A 14,170-nucleotide genomic window follows, 5' to 3' on the forward strand; every position below is an offset into this window, starting at 1 on the left:
CCGCGCTCGCGCGCCGCCGGGCTCGCCGTCGCGCCGGGCAGCCAGACGTGCAGGCTCTCGGGTCCGCCGACCGCCTCGGGCAGCAGGCTCGCGGCCAGGGCCCGCCGCGCGCTCGCCTCCTCGCGCACCCCCGCCAGGATCTGGCCGGCGACGCCGTCGCGGATCCACTGGGTGACGCTCGCCGCCATCAGCGGCGCGGGCATCTGGGCGATGGCGTGCAGGGCCTCGGCGAAGCCCGCCGCCCGCCCCGGCGGCGTGACGACATAGGCCAGGCGCAGGCCCGGCGACAGGGTCTTGGCGACCGTGGCGACATGGAACACGCCCTCGGGCCACAGCGCCGCCAGGGCCGGCGGCGGCGCGGCCGGCAGCAGGCCATAGGCGTCGTCCTCGACGATCGGAACGCTGGCCGCCCGCGCGATCTCGACGACCGCCTGGCGACGCGCCGGGCTCATGGTCGCGGCGGTCGGGTTCTGGAAGGTCGGGGTGCAACAGATCAGGCGCGGGCGATGCCGGGCGATCAGCCGGGCCAGGGCGTCGGGCTCCAGCCCCTCGGCGTCGAGCGGGCAGGCGACTATGGTCAGGCCGCGCCGGGCGGCGGTGGCCAGGAGGCCCGGATAGGCGAGGGCCTCGGCCAGGATCGTGTCGCCGGGCGCCGTCAGATGGTCCAGCAGCGCCGTCAGCGCCGTCTGCGCCCCGGCGGCCAGGACCACCCGCGCGGGATCGACCTCGCCCAGGCTCGGCGCCAGCCAGGCCGCGCCGGCCGTGCGCTGGGCCAGGGACCCGGCCCCCGGATGGTAGGCCATCAGGGTCGCGGGATCCGTGCGGGCCAGGATCGTCCCCGTGGTCTCGCGCAGCAGCGCCGCCAGGTTCAGGCCCGCGGGCGGTGGCGGCAGGTTCATGGAGAGGTCGACGAGCCCGGCCTCGTCCTCGCCGGTCCGCGCCCGCACGAAGGTGCCGCGCCCCGTGGTCGCCTCGATCAGGCCCCGCTCGCGCGCCAGGGCGTAGGCGCGGGTGACCGTGGTGAAGTCGACGCCCAGCCGCCGCGCCACCTCGCGCTGGGCCATGATTTGATCGCCGGCCTGCACCTCGCCCTCGGCGACGGCGTTCTCCAGGGCCTGGGCGATGCGGCGATAGGTCGGGCCGTCCAGGGCCTCGACGCGGCGCAGCCAGGCGGCGGCCAGATTCGGTGATCCCTGAGTTGTCGCCATGGCGCTCTATCCATACATTATAGGCAGAATGTATGGATCAATCTGGCGATTGTAGGAAGGGTCTTCGATGACCGAACCGTTCTATGACTCCCCCACGCCGGTCCAGGCGGGCCTGAAGTGCTGCTGCCCGCGCTGCGGCGAGGGCAAGCTGTTCCAGGGCTTCCTGAAGCTGGCCCCGCGATGCGACCGCTGCGGGCTGGACTACGGCTTCGCCGACCCGGCCGACGGCCCGGCCTTCTTCGTGATGAGCGGCGTCGGCATCGTGGTCACGGCGGTCTTCGCCTGGGTCGAGGTGATGTACCAGCCGCCGATCTGGGTGCACCTGGTCACCACCTTCCCGGCCCTGATCCTCGGCTGCCTGGCGACCCTGCGGCCCGTCAAGGCCTGGCTGGTCGCCGCCCAGTACATCAACAAGGCCGAGGAAGGCCGCTTCGAGAGCCTGGGCCGCCACGACTACGATCCGAGGCGGCTGTAGATTCAAGCATCCGTTTTCCCGGGCGCCGCGCGGGTCGCGCTCCACGCGGCCGACGGAAATCCTCGTCCTTCGACAAGCTCAGGATGAGGATTTCGCGCCCGCGTGGCCGATAGTCGTCCTCACCCTGAGCTTGTCGAAGGGCGAGGACGGCTCTGGAGCGGCGCTGGCGCCGTCCGTCGCTACTTCAGCAGCAGCTGCCCGCGCCGGTTCAGCTCGTCCTTGATCTTGCCGGCGGCCATGCCCAGCAGGCCGGGCAGAGACAGGTCGAGGCGCACGTGGTCCTCCAGCACCTGGACGATCCCGGTGATGGTCGAGCCCATGGCCACGGCCGAGAAGTTCAGCACGTCGCCGGCCCAGTGCTGGCTGAAACGGCTGGCGTCGCCGCCCGGGATCTGGCCGGCCAGTTGCGACAGGCCGTCCTCCAGCCGCCGCTTGGCCTCGGCCGCGCCCAGCTGGTGGGGAATGGTGATGCTGACGGTCTTGGCCATGGGGTCCTCGCGATCGGTTCCGGGCAAACGCGGCGCGCCGGAGCTTGGCTGCATACGTCCGATTCTGGCGCATGGCCAGCCCAAGGTCGCCAGCGTCAGATGAGGACGCCGACATGACCGACTTCGCCATGCCCCAGCCGTTCGCCGCGCGCCGCCGCTTCACCCGTCCGGGTCGTCCCGGCGGTGTGTGGGGCGCGGTCTCCTATGCCGGCGTGCTGCTGGTCTGGGCGCTGCTGTTCCTGGTCGACCGGCCGCTGGCCCTGAAGGTGATGGCCGAGCGCCGCGCCGACTCGCCGATTCCGCGCCGCTGGGGCTGGTAGGTCCGTAAGCCCGTCTCTCCCCTCTCGCCCGCCTGACGCGATCTCGTCCAAGGCGCGAGGGTTGTAGGGACTGGCCGCGCCGCGCGAATGGCGCCATGGCTGAGGACATGTCGGTTATTGTCCGTGCCCACCCTGTTTCGCATGCGTTGAAGGCGCCGTTCCGGATCTCGCGCGGGGTGAAGACGGTGGCCGAGGTGGTCGAGGTGGTCGCCGAGGCGGACGGTCATGTGGGCCGGGGCGAGAGCGTGCCCTACGCCCGCTATGGCGAGACGGTCGACGGCGTGCTGGCCCAGCTGGCGCCGGCCCTGGCGGCGGACGATGTCGAGGCCGCCCGCGCCGCCCTGCCGCCCGGCGCCGCCCGCAACGCGCTGGACCTGGCGCTGTGGGACCTGCGCGCCAGGCGGACCGGCGTCAGCGTCGCCGACGCCACCGGCCTGCCGGTTCCCGAGGCGCTGGTGACCGCCGTCACGGTGAGCCTTGATACGCCCGAAGCCATGGCCGCGGCCGCCCGCGCGGTGGCCGACGCGCCGCTGATCAAGATCAAGCTGTCCGCCGACGATCCGGCCGCCCGCCTGCGCGCCGTCGCCGAGGCCGCGCCGAACGCGCGCTTCATCGTCGATCCGAACGAGGGCTGGACGTTCGAGATCCTCGACGGGCTGAAGGGCCTGCTGGCCGACCTGCCGATCGCCCTCGTGGAACAGCCGCTGCTAGCCGGCGCCGACCAGGCGCTGGAGGGCTGGGACCCGCCGTTCACGGTCTGCGCCGACGAGAGCGCGCATGTCGGCGACGACCTCGCGGCCCTGCGCGGCCGCTACCAGGCGGTGAACCTGAAGCTCGACAAGGCTGGCGGCCTGACCGAGGCGGTGGCGATGCTGCGCGCCGCGCGGGCCCTGGGCTTCCAGGTGATGACCGGCTGCATGGTCGCCTCGTCCCTGGGCGTCGCCCCGGCCCTGCACCTGGGCGGGGCCAGCGACTTCGCCGACCTCGACGGCCCCTGGTGGCTGGCGAGCGACCACCCCGGCGGCCTGCGCGTGGAGCGGGGTCGGATAAGCCCGCCCAAGGTTGGGTTCTGGGGGGATGGGGTGAAGGCCGAGGGGCTGTGGCTTTAGCGCTTCGGATCCTCCCCCTTCTGGGGGAGGTGGCCCAGAGGGCCGGAGGGGGCCGCGCCGCATAGGCCGAGATGGCCCCCTTAGTCGCTGAGTTTATCCTCGGGCCGACCTTGGGTCGGTCGCCGGGGGCGACAGCTCCCCCAATGGGGGAGCATCTAGCCTCGTGTTCCCCACATCCGCCGCGCCTCCACACGCCCCGCACCGGGCTTCCGGCTCCAGGCGCGCGCCGCACTTGTGTGTCAGGATTTCGGGATATCCCTCGCTTCTCGCCAGCCAGCGGTCGCCCCAGGCCATCAGCGCCGCGATCACCGGAAAGAAGTCGCGACCCTCGCGGGTCAGCCGGTACTCGGACCGCGCCGGCCGCTCCTGATAGACGACCCGCTCCAGCATGCCGCGCTCGACCAGTCGGTCGAGGCGGTCGGTCAGGATGTTGCTGGCGACCTGAAGCTCGGCCTGGAAGTCCTTGAACCGCCGCAGGCCGTAGAAGGCGCCGGCCAGGACGTGGGCGGTCCAGCGGTCGCCCAGCACCTCGACCCCGCGTTCCAGCATCGGGTGCAGCGGCGACCCGCCCGCGTCGTCGCGGCTGGCGCGGCGCGAGTGGCGGGCGCGGGGCGCGGGCTCCAGGCCGGCGCCGGGGCCGGACGTCAGGGTCACGTCGCGCGCCTTCACCGCCTCGCCGCAGGCCTTGCAGACCAGGATGGGCTTCAGCGGCTTGCCGCAGGTCTGGTGGACGATGCGGTGAGACGGGCAGTCCGGATCGAACCGCCAGCGCATCTCCCATCCCAGCAGCATCAAGGCCGAGGCGTAGAGATCGCGGCCCATGGCGGTCAGGCGGTATTCGTGGCGCGGCGGGCGCTCCTGATAGAGCCAGCGCTCCAGCACGCCGCCGGTCTCCAGGCGCTTCAGGCGATCGGTCAACAACGAGCGGGCGACCCCCGTCATCGCCGCGAAGCCGTCGAAGCGCTTGACCCCCATGAAGGCCGCGTAGAGCACCAGCAGGGTCCAGCGGTCGCCGATCAGGGTCACGGCGCGGGCGGCCGAGCTGCGCCGGACCTGAGCGGGCGTCTTGGGGGCGGGGGGCTGGGGCGCCTTGGCCTTCTCTTGGACCATAAGGGCTTGGTGGGCCGTTTCGGCGCGGCGAGTCAATGTTCGCCGAACCGTCGCCACGGCGCGTGACTTCGCGCTCATCACTTGTATAGTCGGACTAACTCAAGGAACCGGGAGGCGCGCATGGTCTATGTGCTGGGCGGTTGGCAGAGCGATTTCGCCGCCAACTGGAGCCGCGAGGGCCGAGACCTGGCTGACGCCTTCGCGCAGGCCGTGGGCGAGGGGCTGGGCGCCGTCGACCTGGAGCCCGAGGACGTCGAGACCGGCCATGTCGGCAACTTCGCCGCCGAGCTGTTCGCGGGGCAGGGCCTCTTGGGCGGCATGTTCGGCCTGGTCCACCCGAGGTTCGACGGCCTGCCCACCGCCCGGCACGAGGCGGCCTGCGCCTCGGGCAGCGTCGCGATCCTGGCCGCCGCGGCCGAGATCGAGGCCGGGCGCTATGACCTGGCCTGCGTCGTCGGCATCGAGCAGATGCGCAACGTGCCGGGCCAGAAGGCGGCCGAGAACCTGGGCAGCGCCGCCTGGGCCGGCCACGAGTTCCAGGACGCCCGCTTCCTGTGGCCGCGCGCCTTCTCCGACCTCGCCGACGAATACGACCGGCGCTATGGCCTGAAGTACGAGCACCTGATGGGCATCGCCGAGGTCAATTTCGCCAACGGCCGGCGCAATCCGAACGCCCAGACGCGGAGCTGGAACTTCGGCCCCGAGGCCTTCACCGCCGACGACGCCGCCAATCCGGTGGTCGAGGGCCGCACCCGCAAGCAGGACTGCGGCCAGGTCACCGACGGGACGGCCGTGGTGTTCCTGGCCTCGGCCGCGCGCGCCAAGGCCTATGCCGACAAGCGGGGCGTGGCGCTGGAGAGCATCCCCCGGATCAAGGGCTGGGGGCACCGGTCGGCGCCGCTGAGCTACGCTCGCAAGGTCGAGGCCAGCCGCGACGGCGACTACGTCTTCCCGCAGGTGCGCCGCGCCATCCTCGACGCCCGCGCCCGGGCGGGGATCGCGTCGGACGTCTCGGGCATCGACGCGGTCGAGACCCACGACTGCTTCACCGCCACCGAATACATGGCCATCGACCATCTGGGCCTGACGGCGCCCGGCGAGAGCTGGAAGGCGATCGAGGCGGGGGATATCGCGATCGGTGGCAAGCTGCCGATCAATCCCTCCGGCGGCCTGATCGGGACCGGCCACCCGGTGGGGGCGACCGGCGTGCGGATGCTGCTGGACGCCTGGAAACAGACTTCTGGCCGGGCGGGAGACTATCAGGTCGAGGGGGCGCGGACGGTGCAGACCCTGAACATCGGCGGCTCCACGACCACGACGGTGAGCTTCGTGGTGGGGACGTAGGGCGGCGGTAGCGCAGCTCCTCCCCCTGAGGGGGAGGATCAACCGAAGCGCTCTTCCGCCCGTAATCAACGCATCCTTCCGCCCCAGAGTCCCCCATGCCCCTGCTGACCACCCTCGCTGTCAACGCCGCCGTGTCGGCGGTCGCGTTCCTGCTGCTGTGGGCGGTCAGCCTGCGGACGCGGGACGTCAGCTTCATCGACGCCTGGTGGGGGCCGAGCATGGCGCTGCTGGCCTGGAGCACCCTGCTGCAGGGCCCGCATACCCCGCATGGCCTGCTGCTGACCGGGCTCTGCACGCTGTGGGCGGCGCGCCTGGGGCTCTATCTCTTCTGGCGCTGGCGCAAGCATGGCGCCGACCGGCGCTATGTCGCGATCTTCGCCCACTATGAAAAGACCAAGGGCTGGAGCTTCGCCACCACCTCGCTGATCATCGTGTTCGGCCTGCAGGCGGTGCTGAGCTATCTGGTCGCCCTGCCGGTGCAGCTGGGCCAGGGGCCGGGCCCGCTGGGCGGCCTGGCCTATGCCGGCGCGGCCCTGACCGTGGTCGGGATCCTGTTCGAGACGATCGGCGACGCCCAGCTGACGGCGTTCAAGGCCGATCCGGCCAACGTCGGCAAGGTGATGGACAAGGGCCTGTGGCGCTATACCCGCCACCCGAACTATTTCGGCGACGCCTGCGTCTGGTGGGGTCTCTATCTTATCGCGGCCGAGACGGGCCTGGGCGCCTGGGCCCTGCCGGGGCCGGTGCTGATCACGATCCTGCTGACCAAGTGGAGCGGCGTGCCGACCACCGAGGGCAAGATGAAGAAGAGCAAGCCCGGCTATGCGGAGTATGTGGCGCGGACCAGCGGCTTCGTGCCGTGGTTTCCGAAGAGGGGGTGAAGCTCCGCAAACAAGATCACGTCATCCCGCGCTTCATGCGCGGGACCCATGGTTCAGCTTCCACGTGAGCGCGTGAGCTCCCTCCGCACCTGCGGCGGACCGATGGGTCCCGCGCCTGAAGCGCGGGATGACGACGGGGTTTTTGAGCTTCAGCCCAGCTTCCCGATCAGCGCCATCGCCGCCGCCGGGTTCCTCACCTTGGCCCCGGCGATGAAGTAGGCGAACACGTCGCCGCGCTCGGCCCAGGCGCGGGCCTGCTCAACCACCCCGTCCAGCTCTTCCGACGTCATGCCGGTCGGTTCGTCCGCCTTGCTGGACATCAGGCGGGCATAGGTGAAGTCGGCGGTCGGCTGGTCGATGCAGGGCCAGGTCGGCTCCTCGTCGTCGACCGCGTAGACGATCGCCGCGCCGTACTTGGCGGCCAGGTCGTAGAATTCCTGGCAGGCGAAGGTCGGGCTGCGGACCTCCAGCGCGTGGCGCAGGCGCACGCCCTTCAGCTCCTTCGGCAGCAATTTAAGGAAACCCTCGAAATCCGCCGCGTCGAACTTCTTGGTCGCCATCAACTGCCAGTTGATGGGACCAAGCTTCGGGCCCAGCTCCTCCAGCCCTTGGGACAGGAATTTCTCCAGCGAGTCGTTGTTCTCCGACAGCACCTTGCGATTGGTGCAGAACCGGCTGGCCTTGACCGAGAACACGAAGTCGTCGGGGGTCTCGTCGCGCCACTTTTGCCAGCTGTTGGGCTTGAAGGTCGAATAGTAGGTGCCGTTGATCTCGATGCTGGTCAGCTTGGACGACGCGTATTTCAGCTCGTCCTTCTGCTTCAGATCGTCGGGATAGAAGGTCCCGCGCCAGGGCTCGAACGTCCAGCCGCCGATGCCGGTTCGGATCTTGCCCATGTGCTTTGTTCCCTTCCTGTTCACGGCGAAGCTAGTCGAGGACAGGGCGGGCGTCGAGAGGGAAGACGTCGCTGCGCGCGCGGGAAACGACGGAGAGACCCTAGATCGCCACGCGTTTGGCGATCGCGCTGCGGCGCGCCTTGGTTTCCTGCTGGGCGCGCTGCACGGCTTCGGTCTCGGTGGCGTGCAGCAGGTGCTCGATGACCCGCTCCAGATGGTCGCGCATGGCCTGGCGGGCGGCGGCGGGGTCTCGCGCGCGCAGGGCGTCGACCACCCGGCGGTGCTCGACGATGCGTGGCTCCAGGCCCATGCCGCGCGCGCGGGTCAGGATGTTCCGCGCCAGGGGCGAGCGGTTGCGCCAGTCCCACAGGTTCTCGATCGTGGCGATGATCGCGCCGTTGCCGGTGGCCCGGGCGATCGTCAGGTGGAAGTCGCGGTCGGCGTCCTCGCCCCGGATCTCCTCCTCGACATGCATGCGCTGGAGCAGGCTCTCCAGCTCGCCGAGCTGGGCGTCGGTGATCGAGGTGGCGGCCAGGGCGGCGGCCTCGCCCTCGAACAGGCGTCGGGCCTCGATCAGCTCGAAGGCCCCGATCTCGAAGTCGATCTCGGCGCTGGGGGCCGCCGGTCGCGCGGCGGCGGTGACATAGATGCCCAGGCCGTGGCGGGCCTCGATCATGCCCAGCATTTCCAGGGCGATCATCGCCTCGCGCAGGGTCGGGCGGCTGACCCCGAACTGCTCGGCCAGCTCGCGCTCGGTCGGCAGGCGGTCGCCCACGCGGTATCGCCCGGCCTCGATGGCGTCGGCCACGGCGTCGGCGATCTTGCGGTAGAGCTTGACGTTGTCGGACATGGGACCGGAAGGTTCTAAGCGTTTGGCGACGACGCCGACTCCCTAGCATGGCGGCCGGCGTGGTCCGCGAGTGTTTTTACCAGAATCTCCCAAACGGGTCAGATTTATCTGGCCAGAAGGCGGTCACCAGTCGTGCATCGATCCGTCGAGCCGTCGGGCCACCGGCAGATAGGCGCGCCGATACGGATACTTCGCCGCCAGATCCTCGTCGATGTCGACGCCCAGGCCGGGCGCCTCGCCCGGATGCAGCATGCCGTCCTTGAACGTGTAGGCGTGCGGGAACACCGCGTCGGTCTCGGGCGTGTGGCGCATATATTCCTGGACGCCGAAGTTGGGGATCGACAGGTCGAAGTGCAGGGCCGCGCCCATGCAGACCGGCGACAGGTCCGTGGCGCCATGGCAGCCGGTGCGCACATGGTGCAGGTCGGCGAAGCTGGCCAGCTTCCTCAGATGGGTGATCCCGCCGGCGTGGACGACCGTGGCCCGGATATAGTCGATCAGCTGCTCCTCGATCAGTTGCTTGCAGTCCCAGATCGCGTTGAAGATCTCGCCCACGGCCAGCGGCGTGGTGGTGTGCTGGCGGACGATCCGGAAGCTGGCCTGGTTCTCGGCGGGCGTGGCGTCCTCCATCCAGAACAGGCGGTAGGGCTCCAGATCCTTGCCCAGGCGCCCGGCCTCGATCGGCGTCAGGCGGTGGTGGACGTCGTGCAGCAGGTGCAGATCCTCGCCCAGCCGGACGCGGGCGGCCTCGAACAGGGCGGGGGTCGAGCGCATGTACCGCTCGGTCGACCAGACGGTCTCCTTGGGCAGGTCGCTGTCGGCGGGCTCGTAGAAGAACTTGTCCTTGGAGACGCCATAGGTCCCGCTCATGCCCGGCACGCCGGTCTGCAGGCGGATCGCCTTGTAGCCCTGCTCGGCATAGACGGCGGCGTTGTCGAGGGTCTCCTCGATCGTCTCCCCATTGGCGTGGCCATAGACCATCACGCCGGTCCGGCAGGCGCCGCCCAGCAGCTGGTAGAGCGGCAGGCCGGCGATCTTGCCCTTGATGTCCCACAGCGCCGTGTCGACCGCCGCGATGGCGGCCATGGTCACCGGGCCCCGCCGCCAGTAGGCGCCGCGATAGAGGTACTGCCAGATGTCCTCGATCTGGTGGGCGTCGCGGCCGATCAGGCAGGGGATGACGTGCTGGGTCAGATAGGCCTCGACCGCGAGCTCGCGGCCGTTCAGCGTGGCGTCGCCGAGGCCGTACACGCCCTCGTCGGTGATGATCTTCAGGGTGACGAAGTTGCGCCCCGGGCAGGTGACGATGGTCTTGGCGGCGACGATCTTGGGCATGGGACGCTTCGGCTGGCCGCGAGGGCGTGAAGGGGCGGGCCAAAAGCACGGGGCGCCCGGCGCACGCGAGCGCGCCGACGGTCCAAGACTTCCTCCCGTGTTTATCGATGTACCGGTACCATGAAGGTTGTCAACCCAGTGGTCTGACCTCTATGACAGGGTGCGCCGACCTTCAGGGGGCGAGAAAAGCGTTCAATAAATCCGTCTTCCCGGCGAACGCCGGGACCCAGATCGTAAGGCTGTGTCCGCGCCCTGCTTGGCGCCGCCGAGCGCTTCGATCTGGGCCCCGGCCTTCGCCGGGGAAATCGGGGATAAGAGCGTTGTGGGAGTGAAACGATGCGTCTGATCGCCTTGGCCCTCGGGCTGTTGCTGATGACCGCCCCCGCCGCGCGGGCCGAGGACGGCTACGACCTGTGGCTCCGCTACAAGCCGGTTGAGGCGCCCGCCAGGGCCGCGTACGCCGCCCGCGCCGCCGCCATCGCGCCCGTGGCCGACACCCCGACGCTGAAGGCCGCCCGCGCGGAGCTGGAGCGGGGCCTGACGGGCCTGGTCGGCAAGCCCGCCAGCGCCGCGGCCGGATCGCGCGACGGCGTCATCGTGCTGAAGGCCGGCGCCGCCGACGCGGCTCTCGGCGACGAAGGCTTTCGCATCCGCACCCTGACGGCGAACGGCAAGACCGCCACGGTCATCACCGCCAACCGCGACATCGGCGTGCTGTACGGCGTCTTCCGCTATCTCTCGCTGATCCAGACCCGCCAGAGCGTCGACAAGCTCGACCTCGTCTCGGCCCCCAAGGTCAAGCTGCGCATGCTGAACCACTGGGACAATCTGAACCGCACCATCGAGCGCGGCTATGCCGGCCAGTCGATCTTCGACTGGTGGAAGCTGCCCGACCACGTCGACCCGCGCCTTGTCGACTACGCCCGCGCCAACGCCTCGATCGGGATCAACGGCGCGGTGCTCAACAACGTCAACGCCAAGGCCGACAGCCTGACCGCGCCCTATATCGCCAAGGCCGCGGCGGTCGCCGACACGGTGCGGCCGTACGGGATCAAGGTCTATCTGTCGGCGCGGTTCTCGGCCCCGATCGAGATCGGCGGGCTGAAGACCGCCGACCCGCTGGACCCTGGCGTCCGAGCCTTCTGGAAGGCCAAGGCCGACGAAATCTACAAGTCCATTCCCGACTTCGGCGGCTTTCTGGTGAAGGCCAATTCCGAGGGCCAGCCCGGTCCGCAGGACTATGGCCGCACCCATGTCGACGGGGCCAACATGCTGGCCGACGCGGTGGGGCCGCACGGCGGCGTCGTGATCTGGCGGGCCTTCGTCTATTCGCACGAGCAGCCCGACGACCGCGCCAAGCAGGGCTATAGCGAGTTCAAGCCGTTCGACGGCCAGTTCCGCGACAACGTCGTCATCCAGGTCAAGAACGGGGCCATCGACTTCCAGCCGCGCGAGCCGTTCCACCCGCTGTTCGGGGCCATGCCGAAATCGAACCTCGGCATGGAGTTCCAGATCACCAAGGAATATCTCGGCTTCGCCACCCACCTCGTCTATCTGGGCCCGCTCTACGAGGAGACGCTGAAGTCCGACACGATGGCCCACGGCAAGGGCTCGACCGTGGCCAAGGTGATCGACGGCCAGCTGGACGGGCGCAAGCTGACGGTGATGGCGGGGGTGGCCAATATCGGCTCGGACCGGAACTGGAGCGGCTCGCAGTTCGACCAGGCCAACTGGTACGTCTTCGGACGCCTGGCCTGGGATCCGGAGGCCTCGAGCCGCGACATCGCCGCCGACTGGGCGAGGATGACCTTCAGCAACGACCCGCGCTTCGTGACGCCGGCGGTCGAGATGATGATGGGCTCGCGCGAGGCGGCGGTGAACTACATGACCCCGCTGGGCCTGCACCACCAGATGGGCCGCAGCCACCACTACGGGCCGGGCCCCTGGGTCAGCGGCGGTCCGCGCGCCGACTGGACCAGCGTCTACTACGCCAAGGCCGGGCCGGACGGTCTGGGCTTCGACCGCACCCCGACGGGCAGCAACGCCACGGCCCAGTACGCGCCGGCGGTCGGGGCTTGCTTCGCCGACCTGAAGTGCGTCGACGAGAAGACCCTGCTGTGGTTCCACCACCTGCCCTGGGACTATCGCCTGAAGTCGGGCGACACGCTGTGGGACGGCTTGGTCAAGTCCTACTCGGCCGGCGTGGCCTATGTCGACGGCATGAACCGGACCTGGGCGAGCCTGGCGCCCTATGTCGACGCCCAGCGCCACGCCGAGGTGGCCGACTTCCTGAAGATCCAGCGCCACGAGGCCCAGTGGTGGCGCGACGCCTCGATCGCCTGGTTCGGCTCCTTCTCGAAGCGTCCGCTGCCGCCGGGCGAAAAGCCCCCGGCGCGGAGCCTGGAGGACTACGAGGCCGAGAGCTTCCCCTACGCGCCGGGGGGCGGGGAGTAGCACTGTTTACTCTCCTCCCCCTCTTGGGGGAGGGGGACCGGCGAAGCCGGTGGAGGGGGCCAGCGCCGGCGCGGCTGACTCATGACCAACCCCCTCCGTCACGGCGCGCTTCGCGGCCGCGACACCTCCCCCAGATGGGGGAGGAGAGACGAAGGAGAGGGGCGGGAGAGCAAATAAGGCTTGGCGGTTAAGCTCGGTTCGTGCGTCGATCCGGGGAGCCACCAACGCGGACCCCCCTCATGAAGCTCCTCGCCACCGCCGCCGTCGCCGCGCTGCTCGCCACGGCCGTTCAGGCCGCGCCGCTGAACGTCGCCGCCAGCCTCAAGACGATCGACGCCCAGCTCGATCGCGACTACCCGGCGCTGGAGAGCCTGTACAAGGACATCCACGCCCATCCGGAGCTCGGTTTCCAGGAGGTCGAGACCGCCAAGAAGCTGGCCGCCCAGATGCGGGCGCTGGGCTTCACGGTGACGGAGGGCGTCGGCAAGACCGGCCTCGTGGCGATCCTCAAGAACGGCGACGGGCCGAAGGTTCTGGTCCGCACCGAGCTGGACGCCCTGCCGATGCAGGAGAAGACGGGCCTGCCCTATGCCAGCCAGGCGACCGCCACCTGGAACGGCGACAAGGTGTTCGTCGCCCACTCCTGCGGCCACGACATCCACATGGCCGCCTGGGTCGGGACGGCCAAGCAGCTGGTCGCCCTCAAGGCCAAGTGGAAGGGCACGCTGGTCTTCATCGCCCAGCCGTCGGAGGAGACGGTCGGCGGGGCGCGGGCCATGCTGGCCGACGGCCTGTGGGACAAGACCGGCGGCAAGCCGGACTATGGCTTCGCCCTGCACGTGGGCAACGGGCCGGCGGGCGAGGTGTCGTACAAGGCCGGCGTGCTGAGCTCGACCTCGGACGGGCTCGACATCACCTTCAACGGCCGGGGCGGCCACGGCTCGATGCCGGCCGCGACGATCGACCCGGTGATGATGGCCGCGCGGTTCACGGTCGACGTCCAGAGCGTGATCAGCCGCGAGAAGGACCCTTCGGCGTTCGGCGTGGTGACGGTCGGCTCGATCCAGGCGGGCAGCGCCGGCAACATCATTCCCGACAAGGCCCGCGTGCGCGGCACGATCCGCACCCAGGACGAGGCGGTGCGCGAGAAGATCCTGGCCGGGGTCACGCGGACGGTGAAGGCCGTCACCGACATGGCCGGCGCCCCGCCGGCGGACCTGACGCTCACCCCGGGCGGCAAGATGGTGGTCAATGACGCGGCCCTGACCGAGCGGACCGGCGCGGTGTTCAAGGCCGCGTTCGGCGCGCGTGCGGTGCTGCAGGACAAGCCCGGCTCGGCCTCGGAGGACTATTCGGAGTTCGTGCTGGCCGGCGTGCCGTCGGTCTATTTCGGCATCGGCGGCTACGACCCGGCCGAGGTCGCCAAGGCCAAGGCCGAGGGCCGCCCGCTCCCGACCAACCACTCGCCGTTCTTCGCCCCGACGCCGGGACCGACCATCCGCACGGGGGTGGAGGCCATGACCCTGGCGGTGCTGAACGTCGCGGGGCGGTGAGGGGGAGACGTCCTCGCCCTTCGACAAGCTCAGGGTGAGGACGATTATTGGCGCATGGCTAGAAAACCTCATCCTGAGCTTGTCGAAGGACGAGGTTTCGCCCCCGCCACAGCTTGACCCCATCGCCCTCTTGCGGTGATCTGACCC

General features: G+C 70.1%; 11 protein-coding genes and 3 pseudogenes. 8 read left to right on the forward strand and 6 right to left on the reverse strand.

Going from position 1 to position 14,170, the window contains the following annotated elements:
- Positions 1-1,277: pseudogene (locus Q0V34_RS19455) on the reverse strand (PLP-dependent aminotransferase family protein); the annotation flags it as partial.
- Between Q0V34_RS19455 and Q0V34_RS19460 the strand changes: the two are divergent.
- Complete coding sequence (locus tag Q0V34_RS19460; protein ID WP_297515621.1) at positions 1,276-1,683, forward strand: DUF983 domain-containing protein; 408 nt, start codon at positions 1,276-1,278, stop codon at positions 1,681-1,683. The pseudogene Q0V34_RS19455 and the gene Q0V34_RS19460 overlap by 2 nt on opposite strands.
- 58 nt (positions 1,684-1,741) lie before the next feature.
- Positions 1,742-1,836 (forward strand): annotated as a pseudogene (locus Q0V34_RS19465) (hypothetical protein); the annotation flags it as partial.
- Between the two features lie 26 nt (positions 1,837-1,862).
- Here Q0V34_RS19465 and Q0V34_RS19470 read toward each other — a convergent pair.
- Positions 1,863-2,171: a polyhydroxyalkanoic acid system family protein gene (locus Q0V34_RS19470; protein WP_297515623.1), complete on the reverse strand. Its 309-nt coding sequence runs from the start codon at positions 2,169-2,171 to the stop codon at positions 1,863-1,865.
- Between the two features lie 113 nt (positions 2,172-2,284).
- Between Q0V34_RS19470 and didA the strand changes: the two genes are divergently transcribed.
- Together didA and Q0V34_RS19480 are read left to right on the forward strand one after the other, a co-directional pair.
- A complete protein-coding gene (gene didA / locus Q0V34_RS19475) occupies positions 2,285-2,491 on the forward strand; it encodes a DNA damage-induced SOS-independent cell division inhibitor A (RefSeq protein ID WP_297515625.1) in 207 nt (68 codons plus the stop codon).
- A gap of 107 nt (positions 2,492-2,598) precedes the next feature.
- A complete protein-coding gene (locus Q0V34_RS19480; protein ID WP_297515627.1) occupies positions 2,599-3,600 on the forward strand; it encodes a dipeptide epimerase in 1,002 nt (333 codons plus the stop codon).
- A 93-nt stretch (positions 3,601-3,693) separates the two neighbouring features.
- On the opposite strand, the gene Q0V34_RS19485 is transcribed toward Q0V34_RS19480, so the two are convergent.
- Complete coding sequence (locus Q0V34_RS19485) at positions 3,694-4,710, reverse strand: helix-turn-helix domain-containing protein (protein WP_297515630.1); 1,017 nt, start codon at positions 4,708-4,710, stop codon at positions 3,694-3,696.
- A gap of 120 nt (positions 4,711-4,830) precedes the next feature.
- On the opposite strand from Q0V34_RS19485, the gene Q0V34_RS19490 reads away from it, so the two are divergent.
- Positions 4,831-6,054, forward strand: coding sequence for an acetyl-CoA acetyltransferase (locus Q0V34_RS19490; protein WP_297515634.1), 1,224 nt, complete (start codon positions 4,831-4,833; stop codon positions 6,052-6,054).
- Positions 6,055-6,126: 72 nt separating this feature from the next.
- Positions 6,127-6,935: pseudogene (locus Q0V34_RS19495) on the forward strand (DUF1295 domain-containing protein).
- Between the two features lie 149 nt (positions 6,936-7,084).
- Here the strand turns inward: Q0V34_RS19495 and Q0V34_RS19500 are convergent.
- From Q0V34_RS19500 to manD, 3 genes are all read right to left on the reverse strand, one after another.
- Complete coding sequence (locus tag Q0V34_RS19500; RefSeq protein WP_297515637.1) at positions 7,085-7,831, reverse strand: DUF72 domain-containing protein; 747 nt, start codon at positions 7,829-7,831, stop codon at positions 7,085-7,087.
- A 100-nt stretch (positions 7,832-7,931) separates the two neighbouring features.
- Positions 7,932-8,681 carry a FadR/GntR family transcriptional regulator gene (locus Q0V34_RS19505; RefSeq protein ID WP_297515640.1) on the reverse strand — a complete coding sequence of 250 codons (750 nt, stop codon included), beginning with the start codon at positions 8,679-8,681 and terminating at the stop codon, positions 7,932-7,934.
- A 123-nt stretch (positions 8,682-8,804) separates the two neighbouring features.
- Entirely contained in the window at positions 8,805-10,016 is a 1,212-nt protein-coding gene (gene manD, locus Q0V34_RS19510; protein ID WP_297515643.1) for a D-mannonate dehydratase ManD, read from the reverse strand.
- A gap of 336 nt (positions 10,017-10,352) precedes the next feature.
- Between manD and Q0V34_RS19515 the strand changes: the two genes are divergently transcribed.
- The gene (locus tag Q0V34_RS19515) at positions 10,353-12,470 is read left to right on the forward strand and encodes an alpha-glucuronidase family glycosyl hydrolase (protein WP_297515647.1); all 2,118 of its coding nucleotides are present in this window, start codon (positions 10,353-10,355) and stop codon (positions 12,468-12,470) included.
- A gap of 239 nt (positions 12,471-12,709) precedes the next feature.
- Positions 12,710-14,023 (forward strand): amidohydrolase, encoded by a 1,314-nt coding sequence (locus Q0V34_RS19520; protein WP_297515650.1) that lies wholly within the window; start codon positions 12,710-12,712, stop codon positions 14,021-14,023.
- Positions 14,024-14,170: the final 147 nt, after the last annotated feature.

Source organism: uncultured Caulobacter sp. (assembly GCF_947036865.1).
Lineage (GTDB): Bacteria > Pseudomonadota > Alphaproteobacteria > Caulobacterales > Caulobacteraceae > Caulobacter.

Bases quoted from the DNA above. Each gene is read 5' to 3' on its own strand.
- Q0V34_RS19460 (WP_297515621.1), top strand. From the start codon at position 1,276: ATGACCGAACCGTTCTATGACTCCCCCACGCCGGTCCAGGCGGGCCTG.
- Q0V34_RS19470 (WP_297515623.1), bottom strand. From the start codon at position 2,171: ATGGCCAAGACCGTCAGCATCACCATTCCCCACCAGCTGGGCGCGGCC.
- didA (WP_297515625.1), top strand. From the start codon at position 2,285: ATGACCGACTTCGCCATGCCCCAGCCGTTCGCCGCGCGCCGCCGCTTC.
- Q0V34_RS19480 (WP_297515627.1), top strand. From the start codon at position 2,599: ATGTCGGTTATTGTCCGTGCCCACCCTGTTTCGCATGCGTTGAAGGCG.
- Q0V34_RS19485 (WP_297515630.1), bottom strand. From the start codon at position 4,710: ATGGTCCAAGAGAAGGCCAAGGCGCCCCAGCCCCCCGCCCCCAAGACG.
- Q0V34_RS19490 (WP_297515634.1), top strand. From the start codon at position 4,831: ATGGTCTATGTGCTGGGCGGTTGGCAGAGCGATTTCGCCGCCAACTGG.
- Q0V34_RS19500 (WP_297515637.1), bottom strand. From the start codon at position 7,831: ATGGGCAAGATCCGAACCGGCATCGGCGGCTGGACGTTCGAGCCCTGG.
- Q0V34_RS19505 (WP_297515640.1), bottom strand. From the start codon at position 8,681: ATGTCCGACAACGTCAAGCTCTACCGCAAGATCGCCGACGCCGTGGCC.
- manD (WP_297515643.1), bottom strand. From the start codon at position 10,016: ATGCCCAAGATCGTCGCCGCCAAGACCATCGTCACCTGCCCGGGGCGC.
- Q0V34_RS19515 (WP_297515647.1), top strand. From the start codon at position 10,353: ATGCGTCTGATCGCCTTGGCCCTCGGGCTGTTGCTGATGACCGCCCCC.
- Q0V34_RS19520 (WP_297515650.1), top strand. From the start codon at position 12,710: ATGAAGCTCCTCGCCACCGCCGCCGTCGCCGCGCTGCTCGCCACGGCC.